The 15,886-nt window shown below is 72.2% G+C and carries 15 protein-coding genes and 1 pseudogene; 3 read left to right on the top strand and 13 right to left on the bottom strand.

All coding sequences use genetic code 11. From position 1 onward, the window contains the following. Positions 1-49: 49 nt before the first annotated feature. The 10 genes from hpnE to ACFTXQ_RS11070 all read right to left on the bottom strand — a co-directional run bounded on the left by hpnE (position 50) and on the right by ACFTXQ_RS11070 (position 11,056). On the bottom strand, positions 50-1,423 hold the full coding sequence (hpnE, locus tag ACFTXQ_RS11115) for a hydroxysqualene dehydroxylase HpnE (RefSeq protein WP_382638455.1): 1,374 nt from the start codon (positions 1,421-1,423) through the stop codon (positions 50-52). 295 nt (positions 1,424-1,718) lie between these two features. Beyond that, on the bottom strand, positions 1,719-2,666 hold the full coding sequence (gene hpnD / locus ACFTXQ_RS11110; protein WP_382638452.1) for a presqualene diphosphate synthase HpnD: 948 nt from the start codon (positions 2,664-2,666) through the stop codon (positions 1,719-1,721). 23 nt (positions 2,667-2,689) lie between these two features. Further along, complete coding sequence (hpnC, locus tag ACFTXQ_RS11105) at positions 2,690-3,619, bottom strand: squalene synthase HpnC (protein ID WP_382638449.1); 930 nt, start codon at positions 3,617-3,619, stop codon at positions 2,690-2,692. Positions 3,620-4,036: 417 nt separating this feature from the next. Beyond that, positions 4,037-4,819, bottom strand: coding sequence for an ABC transporter ATP-binding protein (locus ACFTXQ_RS11100; RefSeq protein ID WP_382638446.1), 783 nt, complete (start codon positions 4,817-4,819; stop codon positions 4,037-4,039). Beyond that, positions 4,812-5,741, bottom strand: a complete 930-nt coding sequence (locus ACFTXQ_RS11095; RefSeq protein WP_382638443.1) for an ABC transporter permease — start codon at positions 5,739-5,741, stop codon at positions 4,812-4,814. Before ACFTXQ_RS11095 ends, ACFTXQ_RS11100 begins: the two co-directional genes overlap by 8 nt. 94 nt (positions 5,742-5,835) lie before the next feature. Beyond that, positions 5,836-6,708, bottom strand: coding sequence for a glycosyltransferase family 2 protein (locus ACFTXQ_RS11090; protein WP_382638884.1), 873 nt, complete (start codon positions 6,706-6,708; stop codon positions 5,836-5,838). Positions 6,709-6,716: 8 nt separating this feature from the next. Further along, positions 6,717-7,496, bottom strand: a complete 780-nt coding sequence (locus tag ACFTXQ_RS11085) for a CDP-alcohol phosphatidyltransferase family protein (protein WP_382638441.1) — start codon at positions 7,494-7,496, stop codon at positions 6,717-6,719. Continuing rightward, the gene (locus ACFTXQ_RS11080) at positions 7,474-8,535 is read right to left on the bottom strand and encodes an iron-containing alcohol dehydrogenase family protein (protein WP_382638438.1); all 1,062 of its coding nucleotides are present in this window, start codon (positions 8,533-8,535) and stop codon (positions 7,474-7,476) included. The genes ACFTXQ_RS11085 and ACFTXQ_RS11080 overlap by 23 nt, the downstream gene beginning before the upstream one ends. Then, on the bottom strand, positions 8,523-9,275 hold the full coding sequence (locus ACFTXQ_RS11075) for a sugar phosphate nucleotidyltransferase (protein ID WP_382638435.1): 753 nt from the start codon (positions 9,273-9,275) through the stop codon (positions 8,523-8,525). The genes ACFTXQ_RS11080 and ACFTXQ_RS11075 overlap by 13 nt, the downstream gene beginning before the upstream one ends. Next, positions 9,272-11,056: a DUF5941 domain-containing protein gene (locus ACFTXQ_RS11070; RefSeq protein WP_382638881.1), complete on the bottom strand. Its 1,785-nt coding sequence runs from the start codon at positions 11,054-11,056 to the stop codon at positions 9,272-9,274. Before ACFTXQ_RS11070 ends, ACFTXQ_RS11075 begins: the two co-directional genes overlap by 4 nt. Before the next feature lie 385 nt (positions 11,057-11,441). On the opposite strand from ACFTXQ_RS11070, the pseudogene ACFTXQ_RS11065 reads away from it, so the two are divergent. Together ACFTXQ_RS11065 and idi are read left to right on the top strand one after the other, a co-directional pair. Further along, positions 11,442-12,194: pseudogene (locus tag ACFTXQ_RS11065) on the top strand (class I SAM-dependent methyltransferase); the annotation flags it as partial. Positions 12,195-12,300: 106 nt separating this feature from the next. After that, a complete protein-coding gene (idi, locus tag ACFTXQ_RS11060; RefSeq protein ID WP_382638433.1) occupies positions 12,301-12,900 on the top strand; it encodes an isopentenyl-diphosphate Delta-isomerase in 600 nt (199 codons plus the stop codon). A gap of 46 nt (positions 12,901-12,946) precedes the next feature. On the opposite strand, the gene ACFTXQ_RS11055 is transcribed toward idi, so the two are convergent. Both ACFTXQ_RS11055 and ACFTXQ_RS11050 read right to left on the bottom strand, forming a co-directional pair. Next, on the bottom strand, positions 12,947-13,450 hold the full coding sequence (locus ACFTXQ_RS11055; RefSeq protein ID WP_382638878.1) for an ATP-binding protein: 504 nt from the start codon (positions 13,448-13,450) through the stop codon (positions 12,947-12,949). 130 nt (positions 13,451-13,580) lie between these two features. Continuing rightward, entirely contained in the window at positions 13,581-14,270 is a 690-nt protein-coding gene (locus tag ACFTXQ_RS11050) for an HdeD family acid-resistance protein (RefSeq protein ID WP_382638430.1), read from the bottom strand. Between the two features lie 88 nt (positions 14,271-14,358). On the opposite strand from ACFTXQ_RS11050, the gene ACFTXQ_RS11045 reads away from it, so the two are divergent. Continuing rightward, positions 14,359-15,123 (top strand): enoyl-CoA hydratase/isomerase family protein, encoded by a 765-nt coding sequence (locus tag ACFTXQ_RS11045; protein WP_382638427.1) that lies wholly within the window; start codon positions 14,359-14,361, stop codon positions 15,121-15,123. On the opposite strand, the gene ACFTXQ_RS11040 is transcribed toward ACFTXQ_RS11045, so the two are convergent. Further along, positions 15,110-15,745: a DJ-1/PfpI family protein gene (locus ACFTXQ_RS11040; protein ID WP_382638424.1), complete on the bottom strand. Its 636-nt coding sequence runs from the start codon at positions 15,743-15,745 to the stop codon at positions 15,110-15,112. The two genes, ACFTXQ_RS11045 and ACFTXQ_RS11040, sit on opposite strands and share 14 nt — an antisense overlap. Positions 15,746-15,886: the final 141 nt, after the last annotated feature.

Below are 15,886 nucleotides of genomic sequence, written 5' to 3'. Positions count from 1 at the left end.
TCTCCTCTTTTTCCTGTACGTGCTGTGCCGGTCGTGCTGGTGATCGTCGTCATGCCGCCTCCTGCAGAGGGTGTTCGCGGGGGCGGCCGAGCGCGGCGAGTGCGGCGTGCGCCGCGCTCAGTCCGCTTCGGACGGCGCTCTCCATGGTCGCGGGCCAACCGGTGGCAGTCCACGCACCGGCCAGGTAGAGCCCCGGCGTGTCGGTCCGCGCACCGGGGCGCAGCCGGCCGACTCCGGGGGTGGGGGCGAACGTTGCCGTCCGCTCCCGGGTGACGAAGAAGTCCCGTACCTTGGCGCCGCGCGCGGCCGGCAGCAGCCGTTCCAGCTCGGGCAGGTACTTGGCGCGCAGGACGGAGACGGGTTCGTCGATGTCGTCCTGGGCGACGGACTGCGAGAGTGCGAGGTACTGGCCGCCGTCGGGGAGCCCGGAGGAGTCGGTGCGGTCGAAGACCCACTGCACCGGGGAGCCGAGCGCCGCGAAGAAGGGCGCCTTGAGCACCTTGCGGTCGTAGACGACGTGGACGTTGAGGATCGGCGCGGTGCCGATGTCGAGGAGCTTGTCCGGGTCGGCCAGCGCCCCGGCCGGGAGCAGGCCGTGCGCCTCGCGCTGCGGGACGGCGAGGACGACGGTGCCGGCGTCGAGGGACTCGGACTCGGTGTCGACCCGCCAGTTCCCTTCGGGCGTACGGGAGATGTCGGTGACCCGGGTGCGCAGTTCGGTCCGTACGCCGGCGGCGTCCAGAGCCTTGCGGGCGAGGGTGTCGTGGAGGTCGCCGAGCGGTACGCGGGCCCAGCCGATGTCGGCGGCGCCGTTCTCGGAGAGCAGGCCGGTCTTGAAGACCATGGCGGCCAGGCCCAGCGAGGACTGCTCGGCGGTGGCGTTGAGCGTGGCGATGCCGACGAGGTCCCACAGGGCCTCGATGGTGCGCGGGGACTGGCCGTAGCGGCCGAGCCAGGTGGCGAAGTCCAGGCCGTCGAGCGCCGGGTCGGCGGGGTCGAGGCGGCGCAGCGCGAGGGCGGCCCGGCCGACGCTCACGCGCTCGGCGAGGGACAGGTGCGGGTAGCGGGCGAGGGAGCCGGCCAGGTGCAGCGGCACGGGCAGGGCGCTGCGGCGCAGCCGGCCGAGGCGGGGGCCCGCGGGGTGCGCGACGTCGAGGACGGGCACGTCGAGCCGGTCCTGGAGGGGGGCGAGTCCGGCGCCCTCGACGCGGTCGAGGAACCAGCGGTAGGCGGTGCAGCAGCGCAGGTAGACGTGCTGGCCGTTGTCGACGGTGAGGTCGCCGCGCTTGAAGGAGAAGGCGAGCCCGCCGAGCCGCGGGCGGCCTTCGAGCAGGGTGACCCGCAGTCCGGCGTCGGCGAGTTCGAGCGCCGCGGTGACCCCGGCGAGCCCGCCGCCCACGACGACGGCGCGGTTGTCGCTCATGCGGCCTCCCCCGTGGTGCGGTGGCCCTCCGGGCCGGTCGGGCGGTGGTGCGCGGGCGCGGCCTCGCCGCGTGCCGCGGCCCGCCCGGCGCGGCCGGAGCCCGCCGGAAGAGACGCGCCCGCCGCGGCGGTGGTTGCCCGGGCACGCCCGGGACCCGGACGCCCCGCGGGCCGCGGGTGCGGCGCGGTGGACGGGCCGGTCCGGACCAGGGTCCGGGTGGCGCGGCCGGCCGCCGGGCGCCGGCACGGCGCGGTGGACGGGCCGGTCGGGGACGGGGGGCGGGTGGTCGGGGGCATCAGATCCGCCTCCGGGTGCTCTGGCGGGAGATGGTGCGGGCGTCGAGGCCGGACAGGCCGCGCACGGCGACGTACGCCTTCTCGTGCGGCGGCAGGGAGACGCGGCCCCGCAGCACCGCCTCCGGTTCCCGCTCGATGCGGTCGAGGAGGCGGCGGTAGATGCCGGCCATGGCGGCCACGCAGGCGCCGCTGCGCCGGTCGAGCATCGGCAGCAGCCGGTAGCCCTCGGCGAACAGGGCCCGGGCGCGCCGGACTTCGTGGTGGACCAGCCCCGCGAAGTCGGAGCCCTCGGGGGCCCGGTCGCCGTGGAAACCTTCCGAGCAGCCGAACTTGGCGAGGTCCTCGGCGGGCAGGTAGGTGCGCCCGTTGCCCGCGTCCTCGCGAACGTCCCGGAGGATGTTGGTGAGTTGCAGGGCGAGGCCGAGGGTGTCGGCATACTCGGCGGCCTTGGCGGCGTGCTCGGAGCCGGCCGCGCCCGCGGTGGTGCCGAACACGCCGAGCGAGAGCCGTCCGATGGCGCCGGCCACGCAGCGGCAGTAGACCTTGAGGTCGTCCCAGGTCTCGTAGGTCTCGCCGCGCACGTCCATCAGGACGCCGTCGATGAGCTCGTCGAGTCCGCCGAGCGGGATGGGGAACCGGCGCGCCGCGTACGCGAGGGCGACGGCGACCGGGTCGGTGTCGTCCTCGTCGATCTCCTCGGCCCGGATCCGCCCGAGCAGGGCGCGGGTCTCCTCCAGCCGGGCGAGCTTGGCCTCGGGCGCCAGGGTGCCGTCGCCGATGTCGTCGACGCGCCGGGAGAAGGCGTAGAGCGCGGACATCGCCTGCCGCTTGTCGGTCGGCAGCAGCCGGATGCCGTACGCGAAGTTGCGCGCCTGCGATCCGGTGACGGCCTCGCAGTAGCTGTACGCCGCCGAAACCGGTGCCGACGGTGCGGTCGGTGCGGACACGTGTGTGGGGCCCTCCACCGGGCTCACCCCTTTCTCGGCGCTGTGCGCAGGACGGCGGCCACCTCGCGGAGCAGGCCGCTCCGGGTGGGCTTGGGCGGGCCGGGGAGTACGTCGAAGCCGGCGGCGGTGACGGCTCGCAGGGCTGCACGCCCCCCTCCCACGAAGCCCGCGAGGAGCAACCGGAGTCTGCCGTGCACGCTACCCACGAGCGGGGTGCCTTCATTCAGAAGCTCGCGTGCGCGCTCGGTTTCGAATGCGACCAGGGCGCGTACGGACGCGCCGGCGCTCGGGGCCTTGAGGTCCGCCTCGGCGACGCGGAAGCGCCGCATGTCCTCGGCGGGCAGGTAGATCCGGTCGCGGCCGAGGTCCTCGGCGACGTCCTGGAGGTGTTCGGCGATCTGCAGGGCCGTGCAGATCGCGTCGGAGCGGCGGATCCGCTCGGGGGTGGCGGTGCCGGTGAGCGAGAGCACGAGGCGGCCCACGGGGTTGGCGGAGAGCTCGCAGTAGGCGAGGAGGTCCCCGTACGTCTCGTAGCGCGTGACCCGCTGGTCCTGACGGTTGGCCTCGATCAGCGCGAGGAACGGCTCGGGGGTGAGGCCGTGGTCGCGGACGACGGGCTGGAGGGCGAGGAGCAGGGGGTGGCGCGGCGGCCCGTCGGTGCCGCCGAACACGCGCAGCAGGTCGGCCTCGAAGGCGTCGAGCATGGCGAGCCGGTCGTCGACCGCGGCCGGGTCGAGGCCGAGGAGGACGGCGTCGCGGCCGCCGGGGGCGAGGTCGCCGTCGCCGATGTCGTCGACGAGGCGGGCGTACCCGTAGACCGCCGTCAGGCCGTCCCGCCAGGCGCGGGGCAGGAAGGCGGGGGCGACGGGGAAGTTCTCCGTCGCGGCCTTGTCGAGGGTGGCGCGCGCGTGGGCCGTGTCGGACTGGGGACGGATGCCGTGCCCCGGGGTCACCGCCCGCCGCCCGGGGCGGGGACGGCCGTAATGCCTGGGGGCCGGAGAATTCCCGTAGCCATTGCCGTCACATCTCCCGTTCTACACTGCTGACCCAATACATCCTATTTCGGACACGCCGCCGGGGTTTTGCCGGGGTGGCTCCAGGGCCTTCCACCTGCGGGGAATCGTCCCCTCTTGCCGCGATTCAGGACTGCTTCAGCTTACGCTGTACAACGCCGCGGAAGCCTCTGGGGTATTCGCTCCGGCCCCTCATGTCGCCGGGCATGTCGCCGGCGGCTGCGCGGGGGGCACCGCGGGGACGCGCCGGGCGCGCGCCGTGGACGCGCCGCCGACACGCCGAGGCCCCCGCCGCGCTGAGCGGCGGGGGCCTCTGGCGCTCCTCCCGGGGCGGCCCGGGGGGTGGCGCGGCGGCGGTCAGCCGTTGGTCGCCTTCTCGTACGCCGAGACGACTTCCTCCGTGGGCCCGTCCATCAGGAGCTCGCCCCTCTCCAGCCACAGCACCCGGTCACAGGTGTCGCGAATGGACTTGTTGTTGTGGCTCACCAGGAAGACCGTGCCCGCCTTCTCCCGCAGTTCGCGGATGCGGTTCTCCGAGCGCACCTGGAAGCTGCGGTCACCGGTGGCCAGGGCCTCGTCGATCATGAGGACGTCGTGGTCCTTGGCCGCGGCGATGGAGAAGCGCAGGCGCGCCGCCATGCCGGAGGAGTAGGTGCGCATGGGCAGGGAGATGAAATCGCCCTTCTCGTTGATGCCGGAGAAGTCGACGATGTCCTGGTAGCGCTCCTTGATCTGCTCGCGGCTCATGCCCATCGCGAGACCGCCGAGGACGATGTTGCGCTCGCCGGTGAGGTCGTTCATCAGCGCCGCGTTCACACCGAGCAGCGAGGGCTGGCCGTCGGTGTAGACCTTGCCCTCCTCGCAGGGCAGCAGGCCGGCGATGGCGCGCAGCAGGGTGGACTTGCCGGAGCCGTTGGATCCGATCAGCCCGATGGCCTCGCCGCGGTACGCGGTGAAGGAGACCCCGCGCACGGCGTGGACCCGGCGCACGCCCGGCGCGTCGCCCTTGCCCCGGCGCATTATCTTGCTCAGGGCCGCGGTGGCGCTGCCCTTGCCGGAGCTGCCGGTGTTGACGCGGTAGACGATGTGCACCTCGTCGGCGATGACGGTGGGGATGCGCCCCTTGTTGTTCTCAGCCACGGCCGTAACGCTCCTCAGCCTTCCAGAAGTACACGAAACCGCCGAGGCCGAACAGGACGGCCCAGCCGACGGCGAAGGCCCACACGTGCGGCGGCAGGTTGCTCGCGCCGTAGTTGTCGATGAGGGCGAACCGGATGAGGTCCATGTAGATCGAGGCGGGGTTCCACTGGAGCACGTCGGCGATCCACGAGGGCTTGCCCTTGAGCATCTCGCTGATGGAGAACATGACGCCCGAGGAGTACATCCACGTACGCGTGACGAACGGCATCAGCTGCGCGAGGTCGGGGGTCTTGGAGCCCATCCGCGCGAAGATCAGCGCGATACCGGTGTTGAAGAGGAACTGCAGCGCCAGGCAGGGGAGGACCAGCAGCCACGACAGTCGCGGGTAGTTCCCGAAGGACACCACGACGATGACCACGACGATCATCGAGTAGAGCAGCTGCTGGAGCTGCTGCATCGCGAAGGAGATCGGGAGGGAGGCGCGCGGGAAGTGCAGGGCGCGCACCAGCCCGAGGTTGCCCGGAATGGCCCGGACGCCCGCCATCAGCGAGCTCTGGGTGAAGGTGAAGACGAAGATGCCCACCACCAGGAAGGGGATGTAGACCCCCTTGTCCATGCCCCGGCCCGCGTTCATGATCAGGCCGAAGATCAGGTAGTAGACCAGGGCGTTCAGCAGCGGCGTCGCCACCTGCCAGACCTGCCCGAGCTTGGCCTGGCTGTACTGCGCGACCAGCTTGGCCCGGGAGAAGGCCATGATGAAGTGGCGCCGACCCCAGAGCTGCCGCACGTACTCGACCAGACCGGGCCGGGCGCCGCTTACGGAGAGGCCGTACTTCCTGGCGAGCTCCGCAGGGCTCAGCCCCGCGTCTGCGGACGGCGGCTTGCTCGTGGCGAGGGCGCCGTCGTGGGTTGTGTCACTCACAAGTTGAAACTTTCGTCTTCAAGATGCGGCAGGAAGGGCATCAGGCTGGTGGCGCGAGGCCCGTGATCGCGCCATGTTGCCAGACGCGGGCTCGTCAGATGACAGGTGGTCGTCCCAGTCGGGTCAACCGCCAGACCGTACGCCACCGCATCGGGCGGCGGGGTCCGCAGGGAGTGGTCCACCCCTCCCTGAATCCGCCGAACCAAGCCTTGAGCGCCGGCACGGAAGGCCTGCGCAGGAGCGTCAGGAGGAGCCAGACGCCCAGGTAGACCGGGACCAGCGGAGCGGGAAGGTTGCGGCGCGCGAGCCACACCCGGTTACGGGCCACCATACGGTGGTAGACCGCGTGCCGGGAGGGGGCGGTCGTCGGGTGCAGCAGCACCATGTCCGCCCGGTAGTCGATCGACCACCCTGCGTCGAGCGCCCGCCAGGCCAGGTCGGTCTCCTCGTGGGCGTAGAAGAACTCTCCCGGAAGCACTCCGGCCTGCTCGAACACCGTCGTGCGGACGGCGTTCGCGCCGCCCAGGAAGGTGGTCACGCGGGAGGAGCGCATCGGGTCCGAGGCGCGCAGCCGCGGCACGTGCCGGCGCTGGGTCTCGCCGGTCTGCGGATCGGCGATCCGGAAGCTGATGATCCCGAGCCCCGGGTCCTCGGCGAAGGCCTGGCGGCACAGCTCGGCGGTGTCGGTGCGCTCCAGCAGGCCGTCGTCGTCCAGGAAGAGCAGGGCGTCGACCTCGCGGCCGGCGGGGCCGAAGGCCTCGATGCCGACGTTGCGGCCGCCCGGGATGCCCAGGTTCTCGGGCAGCGACACCGTGCGCACACCCTCGGGGAGCCCGGTGACCTCGACGCCCTGGCCCACGACGACCACCTCGACGGGGTCGCCCTCCTGGCGGGCGACCGAGTCGAGGAGCGCCTTGAGGTCGTCGGGCCGGTTGCCCATGGTGATGATCACGGCGCCCAGCCGCATCGGGGCGGTCACTTGAGCCTGCTGGAGGCCAGGACCGACACCAGGTGCAGCACCGTCTGGAGCAGCGCGATGCCGGCCAGCACGGCGACGCCGAGCCGGGAGAAGTACAGGTCGCCGCGGAGCTGGTCCAGGACGGCCAGCACCAGGATGAGCAGGGAGGCCTCGATGCCGAGGATCAGGCGGTGGAACTTCAGCGCGGCGGCGGCCCGGCGGGCGAGCGCCATGCCGGACGAGCGCGGCTCGGACGCCGCTTCCTTGACGGGCTCCTTGCCGACCTGGTGGCGGGCCACGCCGACCAGGTCGGTCTCGGCCTTGATCAGGATCGCGCCGAGCGCCGCGAGGGTGCCCAGGAAGGCCCACAGCCAGTCGATGCGGCCGCCGCCCCACAGGTCGGCCGCGCGCAGGCCGAAGCCGACCAGGACCGCCGCGTCGCACAGGTACGCGCCGACGCGGTCCAGGTACACGCCGGACAGCGAGAACTGCTTCTTCCAGCGGGCGACCTCCCCGTCGACGCAGTCGAGCAGCAGGTACATCTGCACCGCGACCACGCCGAGGACGGCGCCCCAGACGCCCGGCACCAGCAGGGCCGGGGCGGCGAGCACGCCGGCGAGGGTCATCACGTAGGTCAGCTGGTTCGGCGTGACCTTGGTGGTGACCAGGAAGCGGGTGATGCGCAGGGAGATCTCGCGCATGTAGAGGCGCCCGCCCCAGTGCTCGCCGCTGCGCCGGTCCTTGACGCCCGGCGGGTGGACGACGGGCCGGAGTTCAGCTACGGATGGTCTGGGCATAGTCGGCGTACGCGTCCCTGATCTCGGCGGCGGACAGGTTGAGGTGCTCCAGGATCGTGAAGCGTCCCGGGCGGGTCTGCGGGGCGTACTCGACGGCCTTGACGAACTCGTCGACACTGAACCCGATCTCCTCGGGCAGCACAGGCAGGCCGTGCCGGCGCAGCACCTCGGCGAAGAGCCCGGACTGCTGCTCGGCCCCGCGCAGGTGCATCGCGAAGGCGGCGCCGATGCCGACCTGCTCGCCGTGGAGCGCGGAGCGCCCGGGGTAGAGCAGGTCGAAGGCGTGGCTGATCTCGTGGCAGGCGCCGGACGAGGGCCGGGTGTCGCCGCTGATCGACATGGCGATGCCGGAGAGCACCAGGCCCTCGGAGAGCACGGTGAGGAACTCGTCGTCGCCGCAGCCGCCGGGGTGGCGCAGCACGGACTCGCCGGCCGTACGGGCCATGGCGGCGGCCAGGCCGTCGACGGGCTCGCCGTTGATCTGGTGGGAGAGCTCCCAGTCGGCGATGGCCGAGATGTTGGAGATCGCGTCGCCGATGCCGGCGCGGACGAACCGCACCGGGGCTTCCTTGATCACGTCGAGGTCGATGACCATGGCGATCGGCGTCGGGACGCCGTAGGAGCCGCGTCCGTTGTCGTTGTCCAGGATGGACACCGGCGAGCAGATGCCGTCGTGCGAGAGGTTGGTGGCGACGGCCACTATGGGCAGCCCGACCCGCGCCGCGGCGTACTTCGCCACGTCGATGATCTTGCCGCCGCCCAGGCCCACGACGGCGTCGTAGCGGCGGCCCTTTATGTCGTCGGCCAGCTTGACCGCGGAGTCGATGGTGCCGTCGACGACCGGGTACCAGTCGGCGTTCGGCAGTACGGGCTCCAGCTTGGCGCGCAGCGCGACGCCGGAGCCCCCGCTGATCGCGATCGCGAGCGTGCCGGACGCGGAGATCCGCTGGTCGGCGAGGACGCCGTCCAGCTTGTCCATCGCCCCGCAGCTGATGTCGACGACGACCGGCGAGGGGATGAGCCTCGTCAGTACTGGCATGCGATCGTCCGGCCCTTGGCGAGGTCGTCGTGGTTGTCGATCTCGACCCACTTGACGTCGCCGATGGGGGCCACGTCGATGGTGAAGCCGTCGTTGACGAGCTGCTGGTAGCCGTCCTCGTAGTAGAGGTCGGGGTCGCGCTCGAAGGTGGTCTTCAGGGCCTCGGCGAGCTGCTCGGCGGCCTCGGGCTCGATGAGGGTGACACCGATGTACTCGCCGGTGGCGTCGGCGGGGTCCATCAGCTTCGTGATCTTCTGCACGCCCTGACCGTCGGTCGTGACGACCTTCATCTCCTCGTCGGCCAGGTTCTTGACCGTGTCGAGGGCGAGGATGATCTTCTGGCCGTTGCCGCGGGCGGCGAGCAGGGTCTTCTCGACGGAGACCGGGTGGACCGTGTCGCCGTTGGCGAGGATCACACCCTGCTTCAGGACGTCACGCGCGCACCACAGGGAGTAGGCGTTGTTCCACTCCTCGGCCTTGTCGTTGTCGATCAGGGTGATCTTGACGCCGTACTTGGCCTCCAGCGCCTCGCGGCGCTCGTAGACGGCCTCCTTGCGGTAGCCGACGACGATGGCGACCTCGGTGAGGCCGACCTCGGCGAAGTTGCCCAGGGTCAGGTCGAGGACCGTGAGGCTGTCCTCCTGGCCCTCGGGACCGACGGGCACGAGGGCCTTGGGCAGGGTGTCGGTGTAGGGACGCAGGCGGCGTCCGGCACCGGCCGCGAGTACAAGGCCGATCATGCTGGTTCTCCTTCGTCATGTACGGCGGGTGCTCCGGAGGAGACCCAGAAGCGGATGCTCTCCACGAGCACCACGAGTGCCACGAACACGGCCATGGCCGTGAGCGCGACGGGGAAAGCGTCCCGGGGGAGGACGGCGGCCAGGGCCACGGTCAGCAGGACCCGGCCCTCGTGGCCGCCGATCGTCCGCACCAGCCAGTGCGGGGGCGCGCCCGAGCCACCGCGGATGCGGTAGACCGTGTCGTAGTGATGGTAGGCGACGGCCGCGACGAGGCCGAATGCCGCGGGAAGGGCCCGTGCGGTGTCCGCCTGGGCAGCCAGGATCAGTATGGTGCCGTACTCGGCGGCCCGGAACAGCGGCGGCAGCAGCCAGTCCAGGGGAGCCGTCAGCGGCTGCGCCACGGCGGCTCCGGCGGCCAGCGCGTACAGACCGGCGAAGGCGATCAGCCAGGGGCTGGCGAACGGCATCGTGTACGCGGCGGCCAGCAGCACGACCGTGGCACCCATCCCGCTCGCCATGAACGCGGGCGCGGTATAGGTGGGCAGCCTGCGCAGGGCCCCGGCGATCAGCTCGCCCACCGGGCCGGTGTCGGCCAGGTCCGCGAGGGCGCGGGCGGCGCGGTCGGTCCGCTTGGCCTTGCGGGTCAGCGAACGCAGGACGCGGCCGGCGGTGGTGTAGAGGGCGCCGAAGGCGCAGCCGATGAGCAGGGCGTAGAAGACGATGCGGGGGGTCGTCGCGGCGGTCAGCACCGCGATCATGGCCCAGCGTTCGCCGATCGGCAGGATGATCATGCGTCGGACCCAGACCGTCCAGCCGACGCTGTCCAGCCGGTCGGAGAGGGCCGCCGTGGGGCTCGTGTTCGCCGTGGCGTCGTGGTTGGCCTCGTTGAACGAGAAGTCGACGACGTGCCGGCAGGTCATGAGGACCATCGCGCCGAGCGCGAGGGCCCACACGTCGTCGCCGCTGCGTGCGGCGCCGAGCGCGAGGCCCGCGTAGAAGGAGTACTCCTTCGCGCGGTCGAAGGTCGCGTCGAGCCAGGCGCCCATCGTCGAGTACTGGAGCGAGTAGCGGGCCAGCTGCCCGTCGGTGCAGTCCAGGACGAAGGAGACGAGGAGCAGCACGCCGGCGGCGACGTAGCCCCAGCGCTCGCCCGTGGCGGCGCAGCCGGCCGCGATCAGCGCGGTGATCAGCGAGGCGGTGGTGACCTGGTTCGGGGTCAGGCCGCGGCGCGCGCACCAGCGGGCGATGTAGCGCGAGTACGGGCTGATGAAGAAGGTGGTGAAGAAGCCGTCGCGGGACTTCACGGCGGTCCGCAGGCGTACGGCCTCGTCGTCGACGGCGGCGACGGCGGCGCTCGCCGCGCGGTGCTCGGCGTCGGTGGCGGGGACGGCGGCGACGAGCGTGCCGAGCTCCGGCCGCTGGAGGGCGGTCCCGGCGGCCTCCACCTCGGCGGCGAGCAGGTCGGGGTACGGCAGCGGGCCGCCGCCCACGGTCGCGGCGGCCTCGTCCAGGGCGGCCCGGGCGGCCGGCTGCACGGCGAGGGCGCCGGTGACGGCGCAGGCGTCGAAGCGGGGGTCGGTCAGCGCGAGGCGCAGGGCGTGCCGGTGTCCGACGAAGGCGCTGTCCACGACGGCCACCCGCTGGTCGGCGGGTACGGCGCCCAGCACGGCGGCGACGTCCTCGGGGCCCGCGGCGGGGCGGACCTCGAAGCCGAGAGAGCGCAGCTCGTCCGCGAGCGGTGATCCGGGGACCGGCAGGCCGGTGAGGATGACGGTCGGCAGACGAACTCACTCCTTGTAACGGGCGCCTCGGGGGGCGGCGGCACGTCGGCAGAGGCTATCGGATGAATGGAAGCGGGGGTTCACCGCCCGTTTGCACCCCGATAAGCCGTACGTCCCGGGGCTCCGGGCTCTGCCGGGCCATCATTGACGATCACCGCGCCGTACCACAAACGGCGTCGGTGTTACGGTGGACACGCCCCTGATCGAGACGAGTGGGAAGAGGTGGGTTGATGACCGTCGCAGTGGTCGCGGCCATGCGCAGCGAACTCCGGTGCATCCCCCCTTTCCTCCGGGCATCCGGCCGGGCCTGATCATCCGCTGATCCGCCTCGTCGGCCGGGGCCCCCGTTCTTCAAGGGTTCACGTTGACCGACACCATCGACAACATCGACAACACCGACGACGCCGCCTTCCGGGAGGCGTTCTTCGCGCTGCACCACGGCCTGCCCCGGCAGGCTCCCGGTTCCGACGCGAGCACCCGCCATCTGCTGTCCCTGTGCGGACCGCTGCCCGAGCGGCCGCGCGTCCTGGACCTGGGGTGCGGTCCGGGCCGCAGCGCCCTGCTGCTCGCCGCCGAGGCGGGCGGGGCCGGCGGCGCCGAGGTGACCGCCCTCGACCGGCACCGTCCCTTCCTCGACGAGCTCCGCGCGGCCGCCGGGGCCCGCGGGCTCGCCGGCCGCGTCCACCCGGTCGAAGGGGACATGGGCGCGCTCCCCTACGGGGACGGCTCCTTCGACCTCGTGTGGGCGGAGGGCTCGGCGTACATCATCGGCTTCGACACCGCGCTCGCGGGGTGGAAGCGGCTGCTCGCCCCGGGCGGCACCCTCGTCGTGACCGAATGCGAGTGGACCGTCGCGGAGCCCTCCGCCGGGGCGCGCGCCTTCTGGGACCCGCAGTGCCCGCTGCGCTCCACCGCGCAGAACCTCGCGGCGGCCCGGGCCGCCGGGTACCGGGTGCTCGGCGTCCACCACCTGCCCGACTCCGACTGGGCCGAGTACTACGGCCCGCTCGCCGAGCGGGTCCGCAGCGCCGAGCCCTCGACCTCCGCGATGGCGGCCGCGCTGGCCGCCGTCCGCGAGGAGCTCGACGTACGGGACCGTCACGGTCACGAGTACGGGTACACGGGCTACGTCCTGCGTGCCCCTTACCACGAGGCGGGGGGCGGACATGCGCGGAACCCGTAAGTGCGGGCAAGCCCGTTTTGTACGGCAGACTGAAGGCCGAAGTCCGAAGCGAAGGATGGGTATGCCGACCTCACCAGCCACCGCCGCGAACAGCGCGTCCACCGGCACCGGGACCCAAGAACCGATCATGCTCGAACTGGTCGACGAGTCCGGGAACACCATCGGCACGGCGGAGAAGCTCTCCGCCCATCAGGCGCCCGGGCAGCTGCACCGGGCGTTCTCCGTGTTCCTCTTCGACGAGCAGGGCCGCCTGCTGCTCCAGCAGCGGGCGCTCGGGAAGTACCACTCCCCCGGCGTCTGGTCGAACACGTGCTGCGGTCACCCGTATCCGGGGGAGTCGCCGTTCGCGGCGGCGGCCCGGCGGACCTACGAGGAGCTGGGGCTGTCGCCCTCGCTCCTGGCGGAGGCCGGGACCGTGCGCTACAACCACCCGGACCCCGCGTCGGGTCTGGTGGAGCAGGAGTTCAACCACCTTTTCGTGGGACTCGCGCAGGCGGCTCTGCGGCCGGATCCGGAGGAGATCGCGGACACCGCTTTCGTCACCGCCGAGGAGCTGGCGAAGCGGCACGCCGAAGCGCCGTTCTCCGCCTGGTTCATGACCGTGCTGGACGCGGCCCGGCCGGCGATCCGCGAGCTGACGGGTGAAGCGGCCGGCTGGTAGCCGTCGTCACCGCCGTCCGCCCCCGGACCCTCGACCCCCGCGTCGTTCAGAGCGCGGGGGTGGCGGGGGCCGGTGCGGTGAGCGGCAGCGCCGCCCAGATGACCTTGCCGCCGGTCGAGGTGTGCTCGACGTCGCAGACCCCGCCGGCCTCCAGCGTGACCTCCCGTACGAGGAGCAGCCCCCGGCCGCCGGTCTGGCCGAAATCGGCCTCCAGCGCCTTGGGGCGGTACGGGTGGTTGTCCTCGACGGCCACCCGTACCCATTCGCGGCCGATCGCCACCTCGACGGCGACCTCCGGCGAGAGCAGGGCGGCGTGCCGGACCGAGTTCGTCACCAGTTCGGAGACGATCAGCAGCAGCGAGTACACGAGGTCCTGGTGGGCCGGCACCCCCTGCCGGCCGAGCAGGTCCCGGACCGCGCGGCGCGCCTGCGGAACGGATTCTTCTACGGCGGGAGCGGTGAACCGCCACACTCCCTCGTACGCGAGGGGGTCGGCCGGAGCCTGTTGCTCCCCCTCCCTGGCTGGCGGGACGCTCCCGCTGACATCCATCTTCCGTCCCCCGTCTTCGCGCTCGATCGTCTCCACGCCTCCAGAGTGGTGAACGGGCCGGTCCGGACCGGAGCGCTGACCAGAAGTCAGCATCAATCGGACACTTTCTGACCACTGGCGTATGACAGAGTCAGTTGTTCGACTGTTCCTGATCTTCTGTGGGGTGCTTCCCGGCCGCCTGGCGGACATCGTCCGCCGCCGTCCCCGCGCCGGGTTCCGTACCGTCGTCCCTGACCAACCCCAGGATGCGCCGGGCTCCCATGCCCAGGGCGATCAGGCTCAGCCCGTCGAACAGGAGGGCGAGGGAGAAGAAGGTTCCGATCACGTACAGGCTGCTGCCGGGCCAGCTCGACAGGATCAGGATGCCCAGCAGGACGCCGAAGGCACCCTGGACGAGCGAGAGCCCGAAGTTCGGACCGCGCACCACCAGGGAACCGGCCAGCCGGAACACCCCGCCGGTCAGGAAGAGCAGCGCGGCGAACATGGTCAGGGCCTCGGCGCTCGCCTCCGGGCGGCGCAGGATCACGAAACCGGCCGCCAGGTTGATCGCGGCGACGATGACGGCGAGCCAGAAGTAGTTGCCCTTGCGCGACTGCACGGCGTGGAGCAGGCCCACCACACCGCCGACCAGCAGCAGCCAGCCGAAGAGGAACATCGAGGTCAGGGTGGCCACGCCGGCGTAGACCAGGCCGACCAGGCCCGCCAGCACGAGGATCACGCCGAGCAGGGCCAGCAGCCCGAAGCTGCGGCTGAGCTTCTTCCTGTCCTGCTGCGGTTCCGGGCCCTTGGCGTCCTTCCGGCCGGTACGGTCCGCGCCCATGAGCGTGCCACCTCCTCGCACCCCCCGGACGAACTCGCCTTGATCCCTCTTGATCATAGGATCGGCGGGCCGGGATAGCATCCGGCGCATGGACGCAGCCCGGGACGCAGCCCTCTTGCACACGGTTTCCGACGGGGTCGCCACCGTCGTCATCTCGCACCCCGCCAAGCGCAACGCCATGACGGCCGCCATGTGGCGCTCGCTCCCCGGGCTGCTGGCGGGCCTCGCGGACGATCCGGCCGTACGGGTGCTCGTGCTGACCGGGGCGGGACCCACCTTCTGCGCGGGGGCCGACATCTCCTCCATCGGCGGCGACGACGACCCGCAGGCGCTGGCCGTGGTGGCGGAGGAGGCGCTGGCCGCCTTCCCGAAGCCGACGCTGGCGGCGATCCGGGGCTTCTGCGTGGGCGGCGGCAGCCAGCTGGCGGCCGCGTGCGACCTGCGCTTCGCGGAGGAGGGCGCGTCGTTCGGGGTGACCCCGGCGAAGCTGGGCATCGTCTACCCGGCGTCCTCCACGCGGCGGCTGGCGGGTCTGGTGGGGCCGGCGTGGGCCAAGTACCTGCTGTTCTCGGCCGAGTTGATCGCTGCGGAGCAGGCGCTGCGGGCCGGATTCCTGAACGAGCTGGTACCGGCCGGCCAACTCTCCAAGCGGGTCTCGGACTTCGCCCGCACCCTGGTCGGGCGCTCGCAGCTCACCCAGGCGGCGGCGAAGGAGTTCGCGGACGGCCGCACGGACCGGGATGCGTACTGGACGGCCCAGGCGGCCGGAAGCGGCGACACCGCGGAGGGTGTCGCCGCCTTCCTGGAGCGCCGCGAGCCCCGCTTCACGTGGACGTGGACTACTTCAGGATGAAGCGGCTCTTGCCGCGCCACTCCTCGACGATGTCGGCCGGAGCCTTGTCGGGCGAGCCCGCGTCGTAGGGCGGCTGGGGGTCGTACTCGGTCAGCAGCTGCACGGACTGCGCCAGCCGGTCCCCGCCGATGCGGCCGAGCAGGGTCAGCCCCATGTCGATGCCGGAGGACACGCCGGCGGCGGTCACGTACTTGCCGTCGGTGACGACCCGCTCCCCGGTGGGGTGGGCGCCGTAGGCCGTGAGCTGGTCGAGCGCGAGCCAGTGGGAGGTGGCGCGGCGCCCGCGGAGCAGCCCGGCGGCGGCCAGCAGCAGCGAGCCGGTGCACACGGAGGTGGTCCAGGTGCTGGTGGCGTCCGCGGTCCGCAGCCAGTCGAGGAGGACCTCGTTCTCCATCTGGTCACTCTGCCCGGGCCCGCCGGGGACCAGGATGATGTCCGGATGCGGCACGTCCCCGAGCGCCTTGTCCGCGACGAGCGCGAGCGAGCCGGAGTCGTTGCGCACGGGCCCGGGGCGCTCGGCGACGAAGACGGTCTCGGCCCCGGGCATGCGGCCGAGGGTGTCGTAGGGCCCGACGGCGTCGAGCGAGGTGAATCGGTCGAAGAGCAGTACGGCGATCTGCATGGCTCCTCCGGAGCGTCGATTGTCGGTTGCGCACCGCCCCGGGCGGGGCGGCGTCCTGTGCGGTGTTCCGGGCGCGGCGCCGTTTCCGGGGCGCTGCCGCTGGATGTGCCGGGTGCGGCGCCGTTGCCGGGGGCGCTGCCC

The organism is Streptomyces sp. NPDC057010 (assembly GCF_042673805.1).
Taxonomy (GTDB): Bacteria; Actinomycetota; Actinomycetes; order Streptomycetales; family Streptomycetaceae; genus Streptomyces.
This window is presented reverse-complemented; position numbering and strand designations above follow the sequence as displayed.

Coding starts and splice junctions, on each gene's coding strand:
- hpnE (WP_382638455.1), bottom strand. CDS start 1,423: ATGAGCGACAACCGCGCCGTCGTCGTGGGCGGCGGGCTCGCCGGGGTC.
- ACFTXQ_RS11090 (WP_382638884.1), bottom strand. CDS start 6,708: ATGCGGCTGGGCGCCGTGATCATCACCATGGGCAACCGGCCCGACGAC.
- ACFTXQ_RS11085 (WP_382638441.1), bottom strand. CDS start 7,496: ATGCCCAGACCATCCGTAGCTGAACTCCGGCCCGTCGTCCACCCGCCG.
- ACFTXQ_RS11080 (WP_382638438.1), bottom strand. CDS start 8,535: ATGCCAGTACTGACGAGGCTCATCCCCTCGCCGGTCGTCGTCGACATC.
- ACFTXQ_RS11075 (WP_382638435.1), bottom strand. CDS start 9,275: ATGATCGGCCTTGTACTCGCGGCCGGTGCCGGACGCCGCCTGCGTCCC.
- idi (WP_382638433.1), top strand. CDS start 12,301: ATGCCGACCTCACCAGCCACCGCCGCGAACAGCGCGTCCACCGGCACC.
- ACFTXQ_RS11055 (WP_382638878.1), bottom strand. CDS start 13,450: ATGGATGTCAGCGGGAGCGTCCCGCCAGCCAGGGAGGGGGAGCAACAG.
- ACFTXQ_RS11050 (WP_382638430.1), bottom strand. CDS start 14,270: ATGGGCGCGGACCGTACCGGCCGGAAGGACGCCAAGGGCCCGGAACCG.
- ACFTXQ_RS11045 (WP_382638427.1), top strand. CDS start 14,359: ATGGACGCAGCCCGGGACGCAGCCCTCTTGCACACGGTTTCCGACGGG.
- ACFTXQ_RS11040 (WP_382638424.1), bottom strand. CDS start 15,745: ATGCAGATCGCCGTACTGCTCTTCGACCGATTCACCTCGCTCGACGCC.